Genomic DNA, 19,083 nt, shown 5'->3' on the forward strand with positions numbered 1-19,083 from the left:
GGTTATAGTGATTTAGATTTGACTTGGAAACAAAGCCGACCTTATCGAATTCATTTAAGTTTAGATGACTCTGGTTCTAAAACAACAGCTAAATATCAAGGTACAGCGACAATGTCCTTTGATCATCTTTTAACGCTGAATGATTTATTTTATACAAGTTATACGCATGATGTATTCCAGCATGAAAAGAATAAAGGAAGTACAAGTGTATATTTGAATTATACCGTGCCATGGGATTACTTTTTATTTTCTGTGAATTATAGTGACTCTAAGTACAGCCAAAATGTAGTGGGTAAAAATGAGAACTACCAGTATAGAGGCAACAGCAATCAACTTAATTTTGATATTACATATTTAGTTTATAGAGATGCGTATCGTAAAGTGTCTCTAGGTACTGGAGGGTGGTGGAGACAATCCCATAATTTTATTAATGATGTTGAAGTGCTTTCACAATATCGACGTACTGGCGGTTGGCAATTCCATATAGATTATACTGAATATTTAAACAAAGCGACGATAACGTCAAGACTTTCTTATAAGCGTGGAACGGGTGCTTTTGGGGCAATTCCTTCATCAGAAGAACAATTTAATGAAGCCTTTACCCGTGTTGGGATTTGGCAAGCAAATTCAACATTACAGATTCCATTTAAAATTTCCTCCACACCATTTTCTTATAGTATGGATTTACGCTATCAATATAGTGATAAAATTCTAACACCTCAAGACCGTTTTTCCATTGGTAATCGTTACAGTGTGCGTGGTTTTAGTGGTGAGGAAACGCTTGTTGGAACAAACGGATTTTCTATTAGAAATGAATTTAACTCTTCTCTCTTTAATTCACCTCATTTACTTTATTGGGCAATAGATTATGGATCTGTTGGAGGGAAGAGCTATGATTATATTGAAAATAAGCCTTCTTATCAAAAAACAGATAATCACTTACTTGGTACAGCCATTGGTCTAAAAGGCCAAATATCAAAATTGAATTTGAACTATGATATTTTTGTTTCAACACCTTTAGAGCAACCAACTAAGATGAAGCCTGATCACTTAGTGACAGGTTTAAATTTGAATTGGAATTTTTAATTTTCTTTTTTTTATTATTTAGTATTTATTTTGGGTGAGTCAGATGAATAAGAACTGCTATCGTGTTATTTTTAGCCAAGCTTTGGGTGTGTTTATTGCTGTTGCTGAATATGTTAAAAGTAAAAAAAAGCAATTGGGGCAGTCAGGTGGGTGCAGAAATAGTACAGTTTTAGCGGATGTTGCAAATGCTCACGAAATTACATATAAAAAATTAAAGTCTATTAGTTTCTCGATTATGGTCGGACTTGGGGCAACAGTTGTAGTTTGCCCTACTTTTGTTGTTGCAGACAGTCAAATCGTTAGTGATCGTTCAGCACCGTTACATCAACAACCAACAATTTTAGAAACAGCAAATCATATTACACAAGTGAATATTCAAACACCAAGTGCTATGGGAGTTTCTAGAAATACATACTCTCAATTTGATGTGGGTCAAGAAGGATTAATTTTAAATAACTCAAGAACCACAGCAAAGACAAACTTAGCTGGTTGGGTTCAAGGTAATCCTTGGCTTGGTCGAGGCGAGGCCAAAGTTATTTTAAATGAAGTAAATAGTAATAACCCAAGCTATTTACGAGGGTTTGTTGAAGTTGCTGGAAAATCTGCACAAGTCATTATTGCAAATCCTACAGGTTTAGTTTGTGATGGCTGTGGGGTGATTAATGCAGATCGTTTTACCTTAACAACTGGCCAAAGTAAGTTTGATTCTAGTGGTTATTTAGAATCTTTTCTAGTCAGAAAAGGAGACATTACAATTGCTGGGAAGGGCTTAAATGGTAGCCTAACTCCTTACACAGATATCTATGCAAGAGCATTAAAACTTAGTGGGAATCTAGTTGCAGAGAATCTGACTACAATTACTGGCGAGAATGAGATTAAATATAAGGTAGAAGATGACCAGAAGGTGGTACCTTTGGATAATGGGAATCATCAATCTGAGTCAAAGCCTGAATTTGCAATAGATGTTGCACACTTAGGAGGGATGTATGCTAAAAAGATACAACTCATCGCGACAGAAAATGGAGTGGGAGTCCGTAACTCAGGTACATTAAGTAGTAATACTGGGCCCTTAAAACTAAATATTCAGGGTGATCTTACCAATACTAGAGAGGGTAGTATAGTCTCGAATCAAAACGAGATAAATATCCAAGTGGATAGCTTGAAAAACCAGAATGTTATTCAAAGTCAACAAGATAAAATACTGATTAATACAAAAAATATTAATAATGAAGGTTCACTGAATACGGATGATGAAATTTTTATAGAGAATAAAAATAATTTAATCAATACGGGGAAGATAACGGGTCAACAACTTAATATTCATTCTGATGTGCTTACAAACATAGGGCTCATTGTACAAGAAGGACAACAAAATTTAGAGTTAAGTACAGAAAAACTATCAAATAAATTAGGTGAAATAGGAATAATAACATCTAATAATGCATCTAATAATGCATCTAATAACAAGGTAAATCGTAAGGTTTATACCCAGTCAGGTACGCTCATCTCAGCTTCTGGTATAAATAATCAAGGGCATATTTATAGCAATGGACAACTCAATTTATCTATAAATGACTTGGTAAGTAATAAAGAAGGGCAAATTAATGTTGAAAATTTTATAAGTAATATTTCTATAAATAATGATGATGGAAAGCTTAATTCAAAAAATTTGACGGTCAATGGAAATTATTTAAGTAATCAGCAGGGTGAAATTTTTAGTCAAAATATTGATATAAAAAATCAGGCTGTTGACAATAGTAATGGGGTGATATTCGCAAGTAATATGGCAAAGATTACTTCATTTGAAGATATTAATAATGCGCAAGGGAAACTTGTAGCTAATAAAGATCTTCATTTAGATGCAAAAGGACTTGTTGATAATACGTCAGGGCAACTTACCTCTCAAAATAATCTTACAATTAAGTCTGGAAAATTAGAAAACCAATTTGGTAATATCGCGACAAATAATATTATTGATGTTGTAAGCCATGAAATTTTAAATAATAAAGGTAATATCCAAGGAGAGAGTATTCTTCTAAGTGGACAAGATTTTTCTAATTATGGGCAGCTTTATGCCAAGAAAAATTTAAATATCGCAATAGATAAAGTTTTAAATGATGGAGTATTAAGTTCAAGTCAAGATATTGCTATAAAAAGCAGTTTATTCTCTCAAGGTATTCATGGCGTATCGATAGCTGGTTTGAATAACACTGTTAAATATGGCAACTTAAATATTTTAAGCCAGAATATAATTGCCAGAGGGATTTTAGAGGCTACGAATAGAACAACGATTACTACACAAGATATACTTAATCTAGAGCATAGCCAGATCAGTGCTCAGGACATTACCCTGACCTCGAAGCAAAGCGACCTCTCTACAGCCCAAGCCCAAGTACAATCGAAAGGGCAATTAACACTCAGTGCATCCCACAGCCTCAACAACCAACAAGGCCAACTCCAAGCCAACCAAATCAGCGTATCTGGAGACAGCCTAAACAACCAACAAGGCCAACTCTTACAACTTGGTCAAACAGCCCAAAGCATACAGTTATCACAGATCAATAACGAACAAGGCCAAATCAAGACCAATGCCACAGACCTAAGTGTACAAAGCACCCAGCTGAACAACCAATCAGGCGTCATAGTACATGCGGGCAAAGGCCAACTAGAGATCAACAGTCGCACACTCGACGGTGCACGTGGAAATATTGCAAGTGAAGGCCATCTTAGCGTACAAGGCCAAAACATTGACCTCAATCATGCCAAGACCCAAGCATTAGGGATTGATATTACAGCAGACACACTGAACCATGATTCAGGAGAACTATTACAAACAGATCAAAGCCAACAGCTCAAGATTGCGGTTGCACAAGGTCTGAACAACCAATCTGGTCGTTTAGTTGGATTGGGTGATGTGAGCGTAAACAGCCATGATTTAAACAACCAACAAGGCACTCTTCAAAGTGGTAAAACACTTGGATTGACAAGCGTTAGCCTCAACAACCAACACGGTCTGATCGATCAGTGCAGGAACAAAAGCCACCCTTGAAGCCACGACGATAGACAACAGTCAACAAGGCCAGCTTCAAAGCACAGGCCAGCTAGAGGTCAGCAGTCAACAGCTCAATAACAACAGTGGACACATCATTGCCAATGATCACATCACACTGACAGGTCGTGATCAAATTCACAACCAAAAAGGAGAGATTGGTAGTGTCAAGGGAGAAATCCGTCTGGTCGGTGGAGAGATAGATAACCGTCAAGGCCTGATCCAAGGAGAATCGCTACAGATTGAAGGGCAACAGCTGCAAAATACAGCAGGTAAACTGCTATCAAAGCAATCGATGAAGATCGAGCAAACGGGTCACTTTGACAACAGTGCAGGTACACTACAAGCAGGGCAACGCCTAGATTTAATTGCTCAAGGCATCATCAACCAACAAGGATTAATCCAAGCCGGAGAGCAGCTACAGATTGATGCCAAAGGCGGTGACATAGACAACCAAGCGACCCAAGACAAACAAGGGATCATCAGTGGTGGTGCGCTGGTGATAGAGCAAGCCAACCAGCTCAACAACAACCAAGGTCGTATCATTGGTCAAGAAACAGCGAAGATCACAGCCAAGCAATTAGACAACCTCCAAGGCCAAGTGGCTTCAAAAGACCTGACACTTAAAATTGATACAGTGAACAACAGCGGGCTGATACAAGGAGAAAACCAGCTGAAGCTCATTGGTCAACAGCTAGAAAACCAAGGCCAATTGACAGGTGGTCAGATTGACTTAAGCATCAAAGACACCCGTAACCAAGCCACAGGTCAGATCATCGCCAAAGAGCGTCTAAATATGACATCTTATGGTTTGATAAATAATGGCGGACTCATTCAGGCTACCCATCAATTAAACATTGACACACAAGGGCAAGACTTAATTAATGACGGATCGAATACATCTAATCAAGGTATATTGAGTTATGGGGACATCACACTCAATCATGTGAGAAATTTAATGAATACATCTGGCTATATTGGTTCAGGTGCAAATATAACAATTGATAGTAATCAACTCAACAATACGAAAGGCACGATACTGGCTGGTGAAAGACTGACTTTGGGGGTGAATAATGGTCGAGTGACCAATATTGACGGATTGCTCTCAGGTCAAAAGTCAATTTCGATTACAGCAAAAGACATTGATAATAGTCGTTCTTCTTTGAGTTCAACACATGGACAAATTACTTCGCAAGGTGATGTGGGATTAGCGGTCGATTACCTTACAAACAATGGCAACACTAAGGGGATTGTTGGCCAAAATATTGAAATTTATGCGAAGCAAATTGACAATAATAATGGCAGTATGGTTGCTGTAAATAATACCACACTTAATCTTTTCGCATCGCATGGGTGGTTTGGAAGATCACAAAGATTAAGTAATACTAGGCTTAATCTTTCAGGGACACTTGATAATACCCAAGGTATGCTGATTTCTGGTCAAAACTTTAGTTTAAATGCAGCAGATACTGTATTTACAAATACAGGAAAAATACTTGCTGGTCAGCAAATTAACTTAGATTTAAAAGGTTTAACCACGTCAGGTGAATTTAAAACCAATGGTGATATGAGTGTTCATGTCAAAGATAATTATGAACATACAGAAAATGATCATTTCCTCGTAGATGGTGCATTATCTATTACAAGTGATCAAAACATTCGTAACTTGGCAACACTGACAGCTGGTCAAAAAATTAATTTAACTGCTAATCGAGTAATTAATGAAACAACGGGTACAGTTAGTGCAAAAGACACACAAATAAAAGCACAAGAATATATTGATAATTATGGTCTAATGAATGGTGGTGAAACGTATCTAAAATCTCAAGTGATTAATAATAATGGAGCAAGAATTTATGGTGACCATGTTGCTATAGATGCAGTGACATTAAATAACAGTAATACCCCTCAACAAGGTGGTGTCATTGCCTCACGTGGCAATATGGATTTAGGCGTTCAGTATTTAAATAACTTTGCACAGCAAGATAATATTCATGAAAAAGCAGCTGATAATGCATGGATATTTAGTCAGGGTGATTTATTTGTTGGTGGTTCACTCAATAGTCAGCATCAAGCCACGGGTCAAAGTAAATCTATTTACAATGGCAGTGCTCGTATAGAGTCCATTGGTAATATGTCGCTCGCTGCCGATAAGATTGATAATAAAAATCTTAATTTGGTGGTTCAGCTTGAAGAAGTAGAGCGTAAGCATGTAACAGAATATGAAAAGAATGGTGAAAGATGGGATTCTAGTGTTGTTCAGCTTAGAAATATCGACAGAGCGCCAAATGGAGAATTATGGGTATTAAAACCTGATGAAGAAAGGATACGTCCATATTATCACACTGTATATGAATATATTGGCTCTGGTCGAAATAGAGAAGTTATCGGTTCGCACGAGGAGTTAATAACTCCTGAACAATATAAAAAGATTACCGAAGATTATGGTATTTACAATTATGACCGAGTTGTAAAAAAAGAAATTGTCAAGCAAAGTAGCCCTGCACAAATTATTGCTGGTGGAAGTTTAAATGTTCATACCAATGCGTTTAATAATATCAATAGTGAGGTGATTGTTGGTGGTGATCTATTTATAGAAAATAGTGTACTCAATAATCAAACCACTGAGTTAAAGAATATTACTAATGTATCTAATGGAAACTACGTATACCATGAAGTAAAATATGAAACGCAAGGTATTAATCAATATAAGAGAGATAAATATAAAAATCATGCTGCATACACCCCAGCAGATGAAGTAACCACTCAAAATGCCACGTTTGGTAAGATTGTTAAAAATACACTGGTATCATCAAATACGCCAACCACAGATGCTGTAAGTGGATCTCATCCTAATGAAGCCATTGAAACCACTGGTTCGGAAAAAAGCAATGAAAAAGCACTACAACAAGTAGGTAGCCAACCATCATCTGGACTACAACCTGCAACAACTGCACCATTAGAACAAAAGTCATCATCCACTCCACAGGCAAGTACAATCAATGCCATTACCTCAAGTACGGATATCAACAAAAAACAAGACATTGCTACAGGTTCACAAAAAACGGTCGATACCACGGTTCAAGAAGACAGTGGTCAACACATTTCATTGAATCAGCCCTCTATAAGTACACCATTGCAAAAAACTGTGGATGGTGAACAAGAAATACAAGCAACATCAAACGTACAACAGGTTGATGCACCTAGAGCAAATACTGCCACTGTAAATACGCAAAATGCGGGCTTAGATGAAGTCAAACAAGCAAAAGCTGAAGGCAGATTAATCACGCCTATTGATGCACAAAAAAATGTCAATCAACAAAGTCAATTGAATGTCTTTTCAGGAGAAGATACACCTTTAGGTGTAAGGATGATAATCAATCAAGAAACAGGTGAGATAGAAGTTCTTGAGGTCATCAATCAACAGCATTCTACTGCATTAGCACCCTCTGATACTTCGGATAAAGTAGATTATGCTTTAACGACACGCCATGATCTCGACGTTAAGCGTACTCATGAAGTCACAGTAGATAAGAAAGACATTGGACCGATTACAAAAGGTAGGTCTAATCTTGTAGAAAACAATACAAATTTATTACCTAGCCAACAAGTATCAAATACGCAAGATGTTGCTACGGTTGGTGTAAAAAATAAGCAAATTGTTTTGACGGAAGGAGCAGTCACTGAAAGTTCACCACAGATAAAAGCGATCAATAAAGATAATGACAACATAGATACAAAACCAAAAGACCAACAGATGTATCAGTTACATGTTGTTGAGACTGTAGAAGAATTGAACGTTGCGCCAGTGAAAAGCTCTGACACTTCGGAGAGCAAAGCAGATTATGCCTTAACGACACGCCATGATCTCGACGTTAATCGTACTTATGAAATCACAGCAGATAAAAAAGACATTAGACAGATTGAACGTGAAAGTCACGTCAATACTCAAGCAACACTTCAAACATCAGATCAGCAACCACAGGCAGTAAACACCAAGTTATTGCCAAATACCCAAGATCAAGTTGTACGTGAAACTGATCTTGTAAGATCAAAACAAGAGATCCCACAGGTTGTTGAATATCAAAGTTCAGTCAGTACAAACACACCGCTTGAGTCAAACGAAATAGAGCATACTTCAAATCGAACTGTGGTCAAAGCTCCTGAAAATAATTCAGTTGTACTTTTGGGTGAAACACTCACACCACAGCAAGTTGCAGCCATTGAAGCCCAACAAAAAGCAGCTCCAAGCCCATCTGTTTCAACGCCAAACCCTGTTCAAGCAGATGAAGTTCGCCATCTTGACTTAGGCACAGTCCAAATACCACACAGTGCACTGTATAAAGTAGCGACAGCAACACAAGCCTCTTACCTAGTAGAAACAGACCCTGCGTTTACCAATTACAGAACATGGTTATCATCAGACTACATGCTCAGTGCCGACAGTACACAAGGTGCTATAAACATTCATGCACAAGACAACATCCACCTAAGCAATGGATTAAATAGCAACAGCATAGATGAGCGCCATTTGTCCCAAAGTTCAGGGTTACTGGGTAAAAGAAGCGAAGATGTCCAGTTCAAATACGACTTAAAACAGTCCATTGCCAATACACTCAATGCAGGCCAGAACATCTCAATGACGAGTCAAATGGGTGATTTACAAGCCACTCACTTGATTGCCAATGCAGGGAGTAATATCAGCTTAAATGCTGACCATGGAAACTTACAGTTACTATCTGCTGTGAATAGTGAAAGCAGTGACTTTAAATCAGAAAAAAAGAATGCCATAAAATATGAAAACAACCGTGTTGGCTATGTCCATGAAGACATCGCCCAAACACAACTCAACGCAGGGAAAAATATACAGATCAATGCAGGGCAAGACCTGTATATTGCGAACGTAAAAACCAACACAGCCAATGGGCAACTTAACCCATCGACGACCCCTTTGCCACAAAATATACAGATCTCTACCCTTGCGACCCAAAATGAACAATGGAATGAACACCAATCAGGATACCGAGGCATAGCCAAAGAGCTGATTAAGGTAACTGCAATGGGTATGGAAGGCTTGCCACTGTTTAAAGCCCCGATGAGCATTGGAGAAAGCAGTAAAACATACAGCCAAAACATCACCCAAAATGCAGGTCAGTTAAATGCCACCCACATAGGCATACAAGGCTTAGGCAATACCACATTAACCAGCACAGATATTCATGCCAAAGACGTCCTCATCACAGGAGAAAAAGTCACCCTTGATGCGGCTGAAGAACAGTCGAAGAACATGAGCAGTCAGGGTGAAGAAACCATAAAAGGTTTAGGTTTAAAGCTTAACAAAGACAGCATACGTGTTGCAGGTTCCAAATCAGAAGACATCACCCAAAGTACCACAACGACCTCCACATCGCATAAAGCAGGTCAAATCAGTGCAGGCAATTTAAAGATACAAAGCAATACAGGGATAGACATTTATGGCCAAGAGATTAAAGTTACAGGCTTAACAGAGATTGATCAGGGGCAAGGTGCACTAAATATTGGTGGTTATGAAAATAAAACCACTACAGAACAAAAAACCCATGTAGAAACCATTTCTACAGAAATAGGTGTACGTAACGCCTATCTAGATGCAGCCCTTGCTGTGATTGCAGTAAAAGATGCTGCTAAAGCCTTAAAAGATGCAAAGCAAGCATATAGCCAAGCAGAACAAGACTATGCGACAGGAAAAATTACCAAAGACGCCTTAAATGACAGTAAAGCCAATATTGCCATGGCGACAACCAACCTTGCTACTGCCCAAATTGCAGCAGGTGCGGCGGTGGCGGGAGCTGTTGCTAGCACAGCGACTTATGGATTTACCATAGGAGCCAGTGGCCAACGCCAAGAAAGCACAGACATACAAAGCACCATTCAAGGCCAATGGCAAGGCAGCCAACTTGACCTGAACAACCTGATTGGGGGGGTTACCGTAAAGCAAAAGCAAAAAAAATGCGTAACAGTTGGGGGACTGTTACGCACAAAATTGAATCTAGATAGGGGGCGACCTATCTGTCTTTCTATGTTTTCATAGTAAGTGATTTGGCTGTATCTTTCAGTCAACATGCTGTATCAGTATGTGTGTGTTCTGTAAGAAATAGCCAAATTGCGTAAGTCAAACTCCAATGGTTCCCCATAACTTAAAATTTAAACATACCTAAGCCATGCTTAATTTCATCTAAAGTACTTTGGGTAACGATTTGACATTTTTCAGTGCCAGCCTTGAGTACATCCATGATGTAGTCAGGATCTTTTGACAATTCATTACGACGATCTCGGATAGGTTCGATCATTTCTTTAAGTACCGCTTCTAGGCGTTTTTTGACCGTACCATCACCTAAACCACCACGGCGATAATGCGCTTTAAGTTCTTCAACTTCTTCTTTGTTTGGATCAAAAGCATCTAAGTAGGTGAATACCACATTACCTTCAACTTGGCCTGGGTCTTCTACACGTAAGTGATTTGGGTCAGTGTACATGGCATTGACCGCTTTTTTAATGTCTTTATCAGTCGCATTTAATACAATGGTATTACCTAAAGATTTTGACATTTTCGCTTTACCATCAAATCCTGGTAAGCGTCCTGTATTTGAGAGTAGTGCTTTACATTCAGGTAAAATGTCTTGACCAATTTGGCGGTTAATACGGCGTACAATTTCGTTGGTTTGTTCGATCATTGGAATTTGATCTTCACCTACAGGTACAACACTGGCTTTAAATGCCGTAATGTCTGCGGCTTGTGCAACGGGGTAGCATAAGAAACCAGCTGGAATATCTCGCTCAAAACCACGCATTTGAATTTCAGACTTAATGGTTGGGTTACGCTCTAAACGAGATACTGTCACAAAATTAAGGTACAGCATGGTCAGTTCATTGAGTGCAGGTAAATGCGATTGCACACAAATGGTCGTTTTGGTGGGGTCAATGCCCACAGCCAAATAGTCTGTCGCAACTTCAATAATATTACGACGTACTTTTTCGAAGTTATCTGCATTATCAGTCAATGCTTGTGCATCTGCCAATAAAATATGTTGATGGTGCGAGTCTTGTAACCCCACACGAGAGCGTAGTGAACCCACAAAATGGCCAAGGTGAAGCTGTCCTGTCGGGCGGTCTCCAGTCAAAATAATTGGGCGTTGATCTGTGCTCATACGAGTCAATCCTAGATGTTTTGTTGTTAGCAATAATTTAGCTATTGTACGATATTCAACAGCAATATGTGATAATTTGCCACTAATCTATATTTTCTGATGAAAACTTTATCAATATATTGTGTTTATATTCGCCAATCTTACAGAATATCTTTAATATAAAGCTAAAATCAAAACAAAAGACAGGTGTGTTATGGCGGGTAGTTTGTTGCTTTTATTAGATGACATTGCAACAGTATTAGATGATGTTGCGGTCATGAGCAAAACAGCTGCGAAGCAAACAGCAGGGGTGTTGGGTGATGATTTAGCACTCAATGCACAACAAGTTACAGGTGTTTCTGCAGACCGAGAGTTGCCTGTCGTATGGAAAGTGGCAAAAGGCTCTTTTTATAATAAATGTATTTTAGTGCCTTTGGCATTATTGATTAGTGTGTTTATACCGTGGCTGATTACGCCACTTTTAGTGATTGGTGGTTTGTTTTTATGCTATGAAGGTGTAGAAAAAGTCATGCATATGTTTATGCATAAAGCCTCAAGTGAAAAAACACAGACACAAGGTAATCAGCCTCAAGATTTAGCCAGTTATGAAAATGAGAAAGTAAAAGGTGCAATCCGTACCGATTTTATTTTGTCTGCTGAAATTATTGTGATTACTTTAGGTACTGTAGCAACAGCACCATTGATTGATAAAATTATTGTAATGAGTATTATTTCTGTTGCCATGACCATTGGTGTATATGGCTTTGTGGCGTTGATTGTAAAAATTGACGACTTTGGTTTGTTTTTACAAAAGAAAACAGCAATATGGCAACAAAAAATAGGCCAACTGCTTTTGGCATTTGCACCTAAATTAATGAAAACATTGTCTGTGGTAGGTACAGTGGCAATGTTTTTAGTGGGTGGCGGAATTATTGCTCATGCAGTGCCTGCGGTGCATCATTTCACAGAACACAACACAGAAAGTTTAGGACAAATTCCAAATGTAGGCTTTATTATTGGTAGTTTAGTGCCAACAGGTGTGAATCTGGTCTTGGGTGTGGTTGCGGGTGCTGTCGTGGTTTTACTGGTGATGTTGGTGCAAAAAATATTTAAAAAGTCATCTGCATCGTGAGTTTAGGTGAGAATAGAATATTAAGGTGAGTCATTATGCGTTGGAAAGATAGAGAGCAGAGCACCAATGTTGAAGATCGCCGTGGTGGCGGTGCTGTAAAAACAGGTGGAATTAGTATTGTGGGTTTGGTTGTGGCCTTTGTTGCATGGAAGTTCTTTGGTGCAGACCCACAACAAGCGTACCAAGTGACCAAACAAATTACATCGCAAAGTGCTGGTCAAACACAAGGGCAGGCACTACGCCAGCCAACAGCAGAGCAAGCCGAATCTAAACAATTTGTGACCACAGTCTTGGCAGATACAGAAAAAACATGGTCGCAAATTTTTAAAGAGCAAGGCAAACAATATACACCACCCACAATTGTTTTATACAGTGGTACAACGGCTACAGCTTGTGGCACAGGCCAAGCCGCAATGGGGCCATTTTATTGCCCAGCTGATCAAAAAGTGTATTTAGATACGACTTTTTTCCAAGATATGCGTAGCAAAATGGGTATTTCTGGTGAAAAAAATCAAACAGAACTCAATACCAAAGGGCAAGCGGGCGATTTTGCGATGGCTTATGTAATTGCACATGAGGTAGGGCATCATGTACAAACGTTGTTAGGCATTTCAAAACAAGTGTCACAGCTGAGTGCTAAATCTAGCCAAAAAATTGCCAATCAATTGTCTGTTCGCCAAGAATTACAAGCAGATTGTTTCTCTGGTGTGTGGGCAAAACGTACCAATGATCGTGAACACTTTTTAGATGAAGGTGATATTGCTGAAGCCATGGACGCTGCACAAAAAATTGGTGATGATTATTTGCAAAAACGTGCTACAGGGCAGATTGTACCAGATAGCTTTACGCATGGTACAAGTGCACAGCGTATGCACTGGTTTGATCGAGGTTTTCAGTCAGGCAACATCAGCAGTTGTGATAGTTTTGGGCAAGAGATTTAAGTTTAAGACCTTTGTAAAGTATTGATTTAAAAAGGTCTTATTTTTATGATTCAGTTGTTTTTATAAAATGAGAGAACAACATGAAGCCATTCAAGGTTTTCACTTTGTGTGTAGATGATGCAGAACAAACTTTTCAAGCTTTACAAGACAAAGACATTTATCATTTTATTTCAGATGTGCAGTACCAAACTATAAATGAGCTAAAAGAACGATATACATTTTTAGTAAATGGCTCATTAAATAGTAATGAGACATGGTTGAACTGGGTGATTTATCAAGATGATACTAAAACTGTACCTGTAGGCACAATACAAGCCACTATTTTAAAAGATGAACAAAAAACATATGTTGGCTATGTGATTTTTAAAGAGTTTTGGAATCAAGGTTATGGGACAGCTGCGTTAAATTGGTTAATTCAGTTTTTGATTGAAAATATAAATATAAATATAAATATAAAAAGTTTAGAAGCATCTGTTGATATGCGTAATACGTATTCTATTCGATTACTCGAAAAATTCTTATTTGAACGAGTTGGTACAGATGGCGGTGATTTTATTTATAGAAGAGATTTATAATATATATATTGGTATATATTTTGCTTTCTTTGTAACTTAGCAGGCTTTATTCTTTGATCATAAAGCCTGAAATGATAATAGAGGGTTTTTCATTGAAATTCAAATATATAAAAACAGCACTATTAAGTGCTATGCTTTTAACAAGTTTAACAGTGTATGCTGAAGGAAATAAGTCTGGGATTGAATCTCAGTATTTTGACAATAGTACGAAGCCTACAGACGACTTTTATCAGCACATTAATGGATTATGGTTAAAGACAAATAGTATTCCTGATGATAAGTCTACATGGGGAACTTTTGTTATTTTAGATGAAAAATCTAGAAGTCAAATACATGAGATTGTGAATAGTGTAGCAAGTAAAAGTTTTTCTCAGGGTACAGATGAACAAAAAGTTGCAGACTTATATTCTAGTTTTATGAATGAAAGTGAAATTAATAAATTAGGCTATCAGCCCATACAAGCAGAAATTGCAAAAGTTAATTCGTTACAAACAAAAAAAGATATTGCAAGTTTAGTTGCAGATTTCTCAAAAATTGGAGTAACCACACCTTTTGATATTGGGATTACGCAAGATATGAAGAACTCAACGAAGATAATTGTTGAGTTGTATCAAAGTGGCTTAGGGTTACCTGATCGTGACTATTACTTAAAAGATGATAAGAAATTTAAGGAAATAAGACAAAGTTATTTAAAATATATTGAAAAAACACTGAGTTTGGTGGGTGACACTGATGCAAAAAACAGTGCAAAAAATATCCTACGTTTGGAAACTCAACTCGCACAAGCTCAGTGGACGAATGTACAAAACAGAGATACACCAAAAACATATAATATTTATAAAACTAAAGACTTATCTACACTTAGCTCACAGATTGATTGGAAGCAATATTTAGATGTAGAAGGCTTGACCGGAAAAATTGACACCATTCAGGTTGCACAGCCTAGTTTCGTGAAAGCATTAGATCCAATTATTCGTAATAACTCTCTTACTGTATGGCAGTCATATTTTAAATTTCACTTAGTCAATAATTTTTCACCTTTATTGAGCCAAGCATTTGTTGACAATCAGTTTAATTTTTACAGTACTCAGTTAAGAGAGATAAAGCAACAAAAGCCTCGCTGGAAGCGTGGTGTTGAAGTTGTTCAAGCATCTTTAGGTGAAAGCTTAGGTAAAATTTATGTTGAAAAAAACTTTTCACCTGAAAAGAAACAGCGTATGGAAGATTTAGTACATAATCTTTTAAAAGCGTATGAACAAAGTATTAATAAGTTAGATTGGATGAGTACTGAAACTAAAATAAAAGCAAAAGAAAAGCTCTCAAAAATTGCTGTAAAAATTGGTTATCCAAATAAATGGCGTGACTATTCTGGTTTAAATATTGTGAGTGGTGATTTAGTTGGTAATGTCATACGCTCTCGTGAGTTTGAGCATCAGTATGAATTAAGTAAACTTGGTAAACCAGTCGACCGTGACGAGTGGGGAATGTTACCCCAAACAGTAAATGCGTATTACAATCCAACACTAAATGAAATTGTATTCCCTGCTGCAATATTACAACCGCCATTTTTTGATATGGAAGCAGATGATGCAGTCAATTATGGTGCAATTGGCGCGATTATTGGGCATGAAATTAGTCATGGCTTTGATGATCAAGGAAGTCAATTCGATGCGATGGGAAATATGAAAAACTGGTGGACGCCAGAGGATCAAAAGAAGTTTAAAGAAAAAACAAAAGCATTAATTGCACAATACAATAATTATGAGGTATTACCAGGCTATCATGTAAACGGTGAGCTAACTTTAGGTGAAAATATTGCAGATAACTCTGGACTGTCGATTGCTTATAAAGCATATGAGCTCTCGCTCAATGGTAAGCCGTCTCCGGTCATTGACCATTTAACGGGTGAACAACGTTTTTATATTGGTTGGGCACAAGCTTGGCGTGAAAAAATAAGAGATGGGCAACAACTTGAGTACCTGAAATCTGATCCACACTCTCCAAATAAAGTACGAGGAAATGTAACTTTACTGAATCAAAGCCCGTTTTATGATGCATTTGGTGTGAAAAAAGGCGATCAAATGTATCTTGCACCACAGAAGCGAGTATCTATTTGGTAGTTTGTACGGTTCAATAAAATAATATACTTCTGCTGACTTTATAGTGGAAGTATATTGAATGTCATGAATTATATTTTAAAATCAGACACTTGATTTTGTATAAAAACTCTAGAATACCTATTTAAACGCATTTTATATGGTATGTTTATAAGTTGGTTTGGGGTGATTATATGTGTGCCAATGTGATATACATTCGTAAAAATAATCTTGGCAGTAAATTTGAATTACCTCTTGTCAAGTATCTTTATTCTCATAAGTTAGCGTATTTAAACCATCAAGATAATCATTTTGTCATTGCAACACATTTAGATCATATTGTGGGTGTAGGTGTCATCTATACCAATGATTTTCATCCAAGTAATCATTATTTTTATATTCATGTCTCTACTATGTTTCAGCGTCAGGGCATCGCTTCAAAACTATTAAAATATGTAGAATGTATGCAATGTGTTGATAGGTTACAGTGCTTGATTAATGCTAAAAATATTGTGGCTAATGATTTTTTATTAAAGCATCAGTTTTATTTGGTGAGAAAGACATTTGATATTGAGGTCATTGAGGTTTCTTCAGAAAGTATGATGTACGAAACCAAAAAATTAAATGAACTGAATGTGGATGAGTTTAATCAATTTAAAACAATATTTTATTCAAATTATTTTAAATATCATGAAAGTGTAAACCCACTCAACCTTAAATTTGATCAAAACACTTTTTTTGAGAGTGTGAAAGAGACATTAGATTTAGATCAGTCGATCGTACTCATAGGCTCTCAATTTGATACAGCATACTTGGGGGCAGATGGTGTTTTGGCTTATATGTTATTTGGCGACTCAGATCATAAATCTGTTGAACTTGCATATTTGGGTGGGCAGTCTGAGTCGGAAATTGATTATTATTGTGGTTTTTTCTCTTATGTCATGGGTATGTTTTTAAAGCAATATAGTAAATTATATTTTGAATCAGACAGTACAGATTTTTATATGACCAGCTTGGTGAAATATTTAAAGATACAACCTTCCCAACAATACAATACCTATATTAAAAAGCTATCTGTTTTGGAATAGAACGCTACATATTTTAGCTTTTAAGTATAGTGTTTGATGTGACTAGTTTATATGCCATAGTTTAAGATTTTTGCAGGAGTACAAAATGTTAGAGCTACGTCCAAGTTGTGAGTGTTGTGATGTTGATTTACCTGCTGATTCAGTGAGAGCATTTATTTGTAGCTTTGAATGCACATTTTGTAGTGACTGTGCAGATAAAAAACTTAATTATATTTGCCCGAATTGTGGGGGAGAGTTGTTAAAACGGCCTCGTCGCCCTAAAGAAAAATTAATGAATTCTCCTGCATCAGAGCATAGGGTTTATAAATTAACAGGGTGTTAAGTGGGGTTATATTCCAAATGAAGAAGATATAATTTAGGTTGATTTGAATAAAACACAAAGTTTTTTGGGAGTAATATGTTGTATCTCTAGGTGCTTTCACGCTATTTGTTTGACCAGATACACAATATTAAGAAGTTAGCGTTTTAAGTTTATAATGAAGATGTTGAAAGCATCTGCGAGTGAAAGCTATAGATCACCGATAGGCAAGACCTTAATTGTGCCATTTGGGTGAAACAAATACCTAGTTGATCTTGCATTAAAAATAGATCTAAGAGGCTGTTTTAAATACAATATATTTATTTTAAATATGTATAATCACATATAGTAAATGATAATTATTAATCATTTAAAAAGGTTCTAATCATCGCTATGTAAGTTCTAAGTATTACAGATGAGTACATATTGATCGGATTTATGACAAATCCATAAATAAATTTGGATAATAACCAATGCCTATTAAATTAATTTCAGTCTTAGCGTCATTTTGTATATGTCTGACGGGGTGCCAAGTAGTAGAAACAGCAGATAATAAAAAATCTGTTTCAATGTTACCTTTGTATATTCCAAAAGAAGAGCGCTATCTAGATATACGATCAGATGCACCTATTGCGGAAAAGCGTGAATTATATGTAGCCCAATTGGTGAGCCCAACACAGAAATATGCCACAATTAAAACAATCCCATACACCTTTTTCCAAGGTTCAGGTTCTTTAAGTGCTTATCCATATACCATATATACTTTTGATCAAAAGCGTGTGAAGTTTGCAGAAAACTCAATATTGAGTCCTTCAACGACGATGTCTAGGTTTGATTACTCACAATTAAAAGTGAAGTTGCCTATAGGACAGCATGATATTGTTTTTGTAAGTGGTGTAGGGAGCCATAGCTATTTTACTGAAATTAAAAATGTGCATTTAGAAGAAAATAAAGACTATGTCATAGGTATTGATCAACAACCTAATGCAAAACCACTCGTATTTATTGCGGAATATGAGGTTGATTCAAGGTTTAAAGCCAATGAACCAGAATCTATTATCATTAAAAAACGTATTGTTGAGGGCATTGAGCATGCAAATCTTAAAAATATCAAAACTTATTAAAAGAGCGATGATATTATGTGTCTGCATTTCATTTCCACTCATGCAAGGTTGTGTAAGAGCCATATTACCTACGTCAGATGCAGAATTGGTTTCGAAGTCGATAAATGGTGGTGGGTCAGTTGAAGTTCAATTAAATTATGTTCAGGCATATGCAAACTTAAAACAGGCATATATTAAATGTGTGCAATATAAAAACTCAAATGACTATTTAACGGTTGAGGCTCATTTGGATCGTGAAAATAAGATTGGAACTTTTTATGGTAGACCGCCTTTTGGAACATATATATTCAAAACAATCATTACACCTATTGATATAAAGACATCGAAGCTTACACTTTATACACTCAAAGCCAGTTTGTTAACGCTCAATGCGAACCAAAGTATACTGGCAGAGCGTTTGGCGATAGATAAAGCTCGTGCTTTAGGGCAAGATAAACAGTGTAATAAAGATTGAGTAACTTACCTAAAACGTCATTAAGTTATATGCTCAATTAAAGTATAAAAAAGACCAGCAATGTGCTGGTCTTT

General features: G+C 36.9%; 12 protein-coding genes and 1 pseudogene. 12 read left to right on the forward strand and 1 reads right to left on the reverse strand.

What is annotated here, in order from left to right; translation table 11 throughout:
* The 4 genes and pseudogenes from I2F31_RS03560 to I2F31_RS03575 form a co-directional block, all read left to right on the forward strand.
* A partial coding sequence (locus I2F31_RS03560; protein ID WP_195773468.1) for a ShlB/FhaC/HecB family hemolysin secretion/activation protein occupies positions 1-1,086 on the forward strand: 1,086 nt, incomplete at its 5' end.
* A 43-nt stretch (positions 1,087-1,129) separates the two neighbouring features.
* Positions 1,130-2,224, forward strand: a pseudogene (locus I2F31_RS13530) (two-partner secretion domain-containing protein); the annotation flags it as partial.
* 645 nt (positions 2,225-2,869) lie between these two features.
* Entirely contained in the window at positions 2,870-4,135 is a 1,266-nt protein-coding gene (locus I2F31_RS13535; RefSeq protein ID WP_456050107.1) for a hypothetical protein, read from the forward strand.
* Positions 4,136-4,145: 10 nt separating this feature from the next.
* Positions 4,146-10,205: a hypothetical protein gene (locus I2F31_RS03575; protein WP_407647861.1), complete on the forward strand. Its 6,060-nt coding sequence runs from the start codon at positions 4,146-4,148 to the stop codon at positions 10,203-10,205.
* A gap of 106 nt (positions 10,206-10,311) precedes the next feature.
* Here the strand turns inward: I2F31_RS03575 and trpS are convergent, their stop codons facing one another.
* Complete coding sequence (gene trpS / locus I2F31_RS03580; protein ID WP_195769333.1) at positions 10,312-11,322, reverse strand: tryptophan--tRNA ligase; 1,011 nt, start codon at positions 11,320-11,322, stop codon at positions 10,312-10,314.
* Positions 11,323-11,515: 193 nt separating this feature from the next.
* Between trpS and I2F31_RS03585 the strand changes: the two genes are divergently transcribed.
* The 8 genes from I2F31_RS03585 (at position 11,516) to I2F31_RS03620 (ending at position 19,009) form a co-directional block, all read left to right on the forward strand.
* A complete protein-coding gene (locus tag I2F31_RS03585; RefSeq protein ID WP_195769334.1) occupies positions 11,516-12,433 on the forward strand; it encodes a DUF808 domain-containing protein in 918 nt (305 codons plus the stop codon).
* 35 nt (positions 12,434-12,468) lie between these two features.
* Positions 12,469-13,374, forward strand: a complete 906-nt coding sequence (gene ypfJ / locus I2F31_RS03590) for a KPN_02809 family neutral zinc metallopeptidase (protein WP_195769335.1) — start codon at positions 12,469-12,471, stop codon at positions 13,372-13,374.
* 80 nt (positions 13,375-13,454) lie between these two features.
* Complete coding sequence (locus tag I2F31_RS03595) at positions 13,455-13,949, forward strand: GNAT family N-acetyltransferase (RefSeq protein WP_195773471.1); 495 nt, start codon at positions 13,455-13,457, stop codon at positions 13,947-13,949.
* A 92-nt stretch (positions 13,950-14,041) separates the two neighbouring features.
* Positions 14,042-16,069 (forward strand): M13 family metallopeptidase, encoded by a 2,028-nt coding sequence (locus I2F31_RS03600; RefSeq protein ID WP_195769337.1) that lies wholly within the window; start codon positions 14,042-14,044, stop codon positions 16,067-16,069.
* 170 nt (positions 16,070-16,239) lie between these two features.
* Entirely contained in the window at positions 16,240-17,133 is an 894-nt protein-coding gene (locus I2F31_RS03605; protein WP_213014807.1) for a GNAT family N-acetyltransferase, read from the forward strand.
* An 85-nt stretch (positions 17,134-17,218) separates the two neighbouring features.
* Positions 17,219-17,455 (forward strand): DUF1272 domain-containing protein, encoded by a 237-nt coding sequence (locus tag I2F31_RS03610; RefSeq protein WP_195773473.1) that lies wholly within the window; start codon positions 17,219-17,221, stop codon positions 17,453-17,455.
* Positions 17,456-17,904: 449 nt separating this feature from the next.
* Positions 17,905-18,555, forward strand: coding sequence for a hypothetical protein (locus tag I2F31_RS03615; protein ID WP_195773474.1), 651 nt, complete (start codon positions 17,905-17,907; stop codon positions 18,553-18,555).
* The gene (locus I2F31_RS03620) at positions 18,524-19,009 is read left to right on the forward strand and encodes a hypothetical protein (protein ID WP_195770211.1); all 486 of its coding nucleotides are present in this window, start codon (positions 18,524-18,526) and stop codon (positions 19,007-19,009) included. Before I2F31_RS03615 ends, I2F31_RS03620 begins: the two co-directional genes overlap by 32 nt.
* The last annotated feature ends 74 nt before the right edge of the window (positions 19,010-19,083 follow it).

Source organism: Acinetobacter rathckeae (genome assembly GCF_015627125.1).
GTDB classification, from domain to species: domain Bacteria; phylum Pseudomonadota; class Gammaproteobacteria; order Pseudomonadales; family Moraxellaceae; genus Acinetobacter; species Acinetobacter rathckeae.

Bases quoted from the DNA above. Each gene is read 5' to 3' on its own strand.
- I2F31_RS03620 (WP_195770211.1), top strand. From the start codon at position 18,524: ATGCAAATCTTAAAAATATCAAAACTTATTAAAAGAGCGATGATATTA.
- I2F31_RS03610 (WP_195773473.1), top strand. From the start codon at position 17,219: ATGTTAGAGCTACGTCCAAGTTGTGAGTGTTGTGATGTTGATTTACCT.
- I2F31_RS03605 (WP_213014807.1), top strand. From the start codon at position 16,240: ATGTGTGCCAATGTGATATACATTCGTAAAAATAATCTTGGCAGTAAA.
- I2F31_RS13535 (WP_456050107.1), top strand. From the start codon at position 2,870: ATGGCAAAGATTACTTCATTTGAAGATATTAATAATGCGCAAGGGAAA.
- trpS (WP_195769333.1), bottom strand. From the start codon at position 11,322: ATGAGCACAGATCAACGCCCAATTATTTTGACTGGAGACCGCCCGACA.
- I2F31_RS03595 (WP_195773471.1), top strand. From the start codon at position 13,455: ATGAAGCCATTCAAGGTTTTCACTTTGTGTGTAGATGATGCAGAACAA.
- I2F31_RS03585 (WP_195769334.1), top strand. From the start codon at position 11,516: ATGGCGGGTAGTTTGTTGCTTTTATTAGATGACATTGCAACAGTATTA.
- I2F31_RS03615 (WP_195773474.1), top strand. From the start codon at position 17,905: ATGCCTATTAAATTAATTTCAGTCTTAGCGTCATTTTGTATATGTCTG.
- ypfJ (WP_195769335.1), top strand. From the start codon at position 12,469: ATGCGTTGGAAAGATAGAGAGCAGAGCACCAATGTTGAAGATCGCCGT.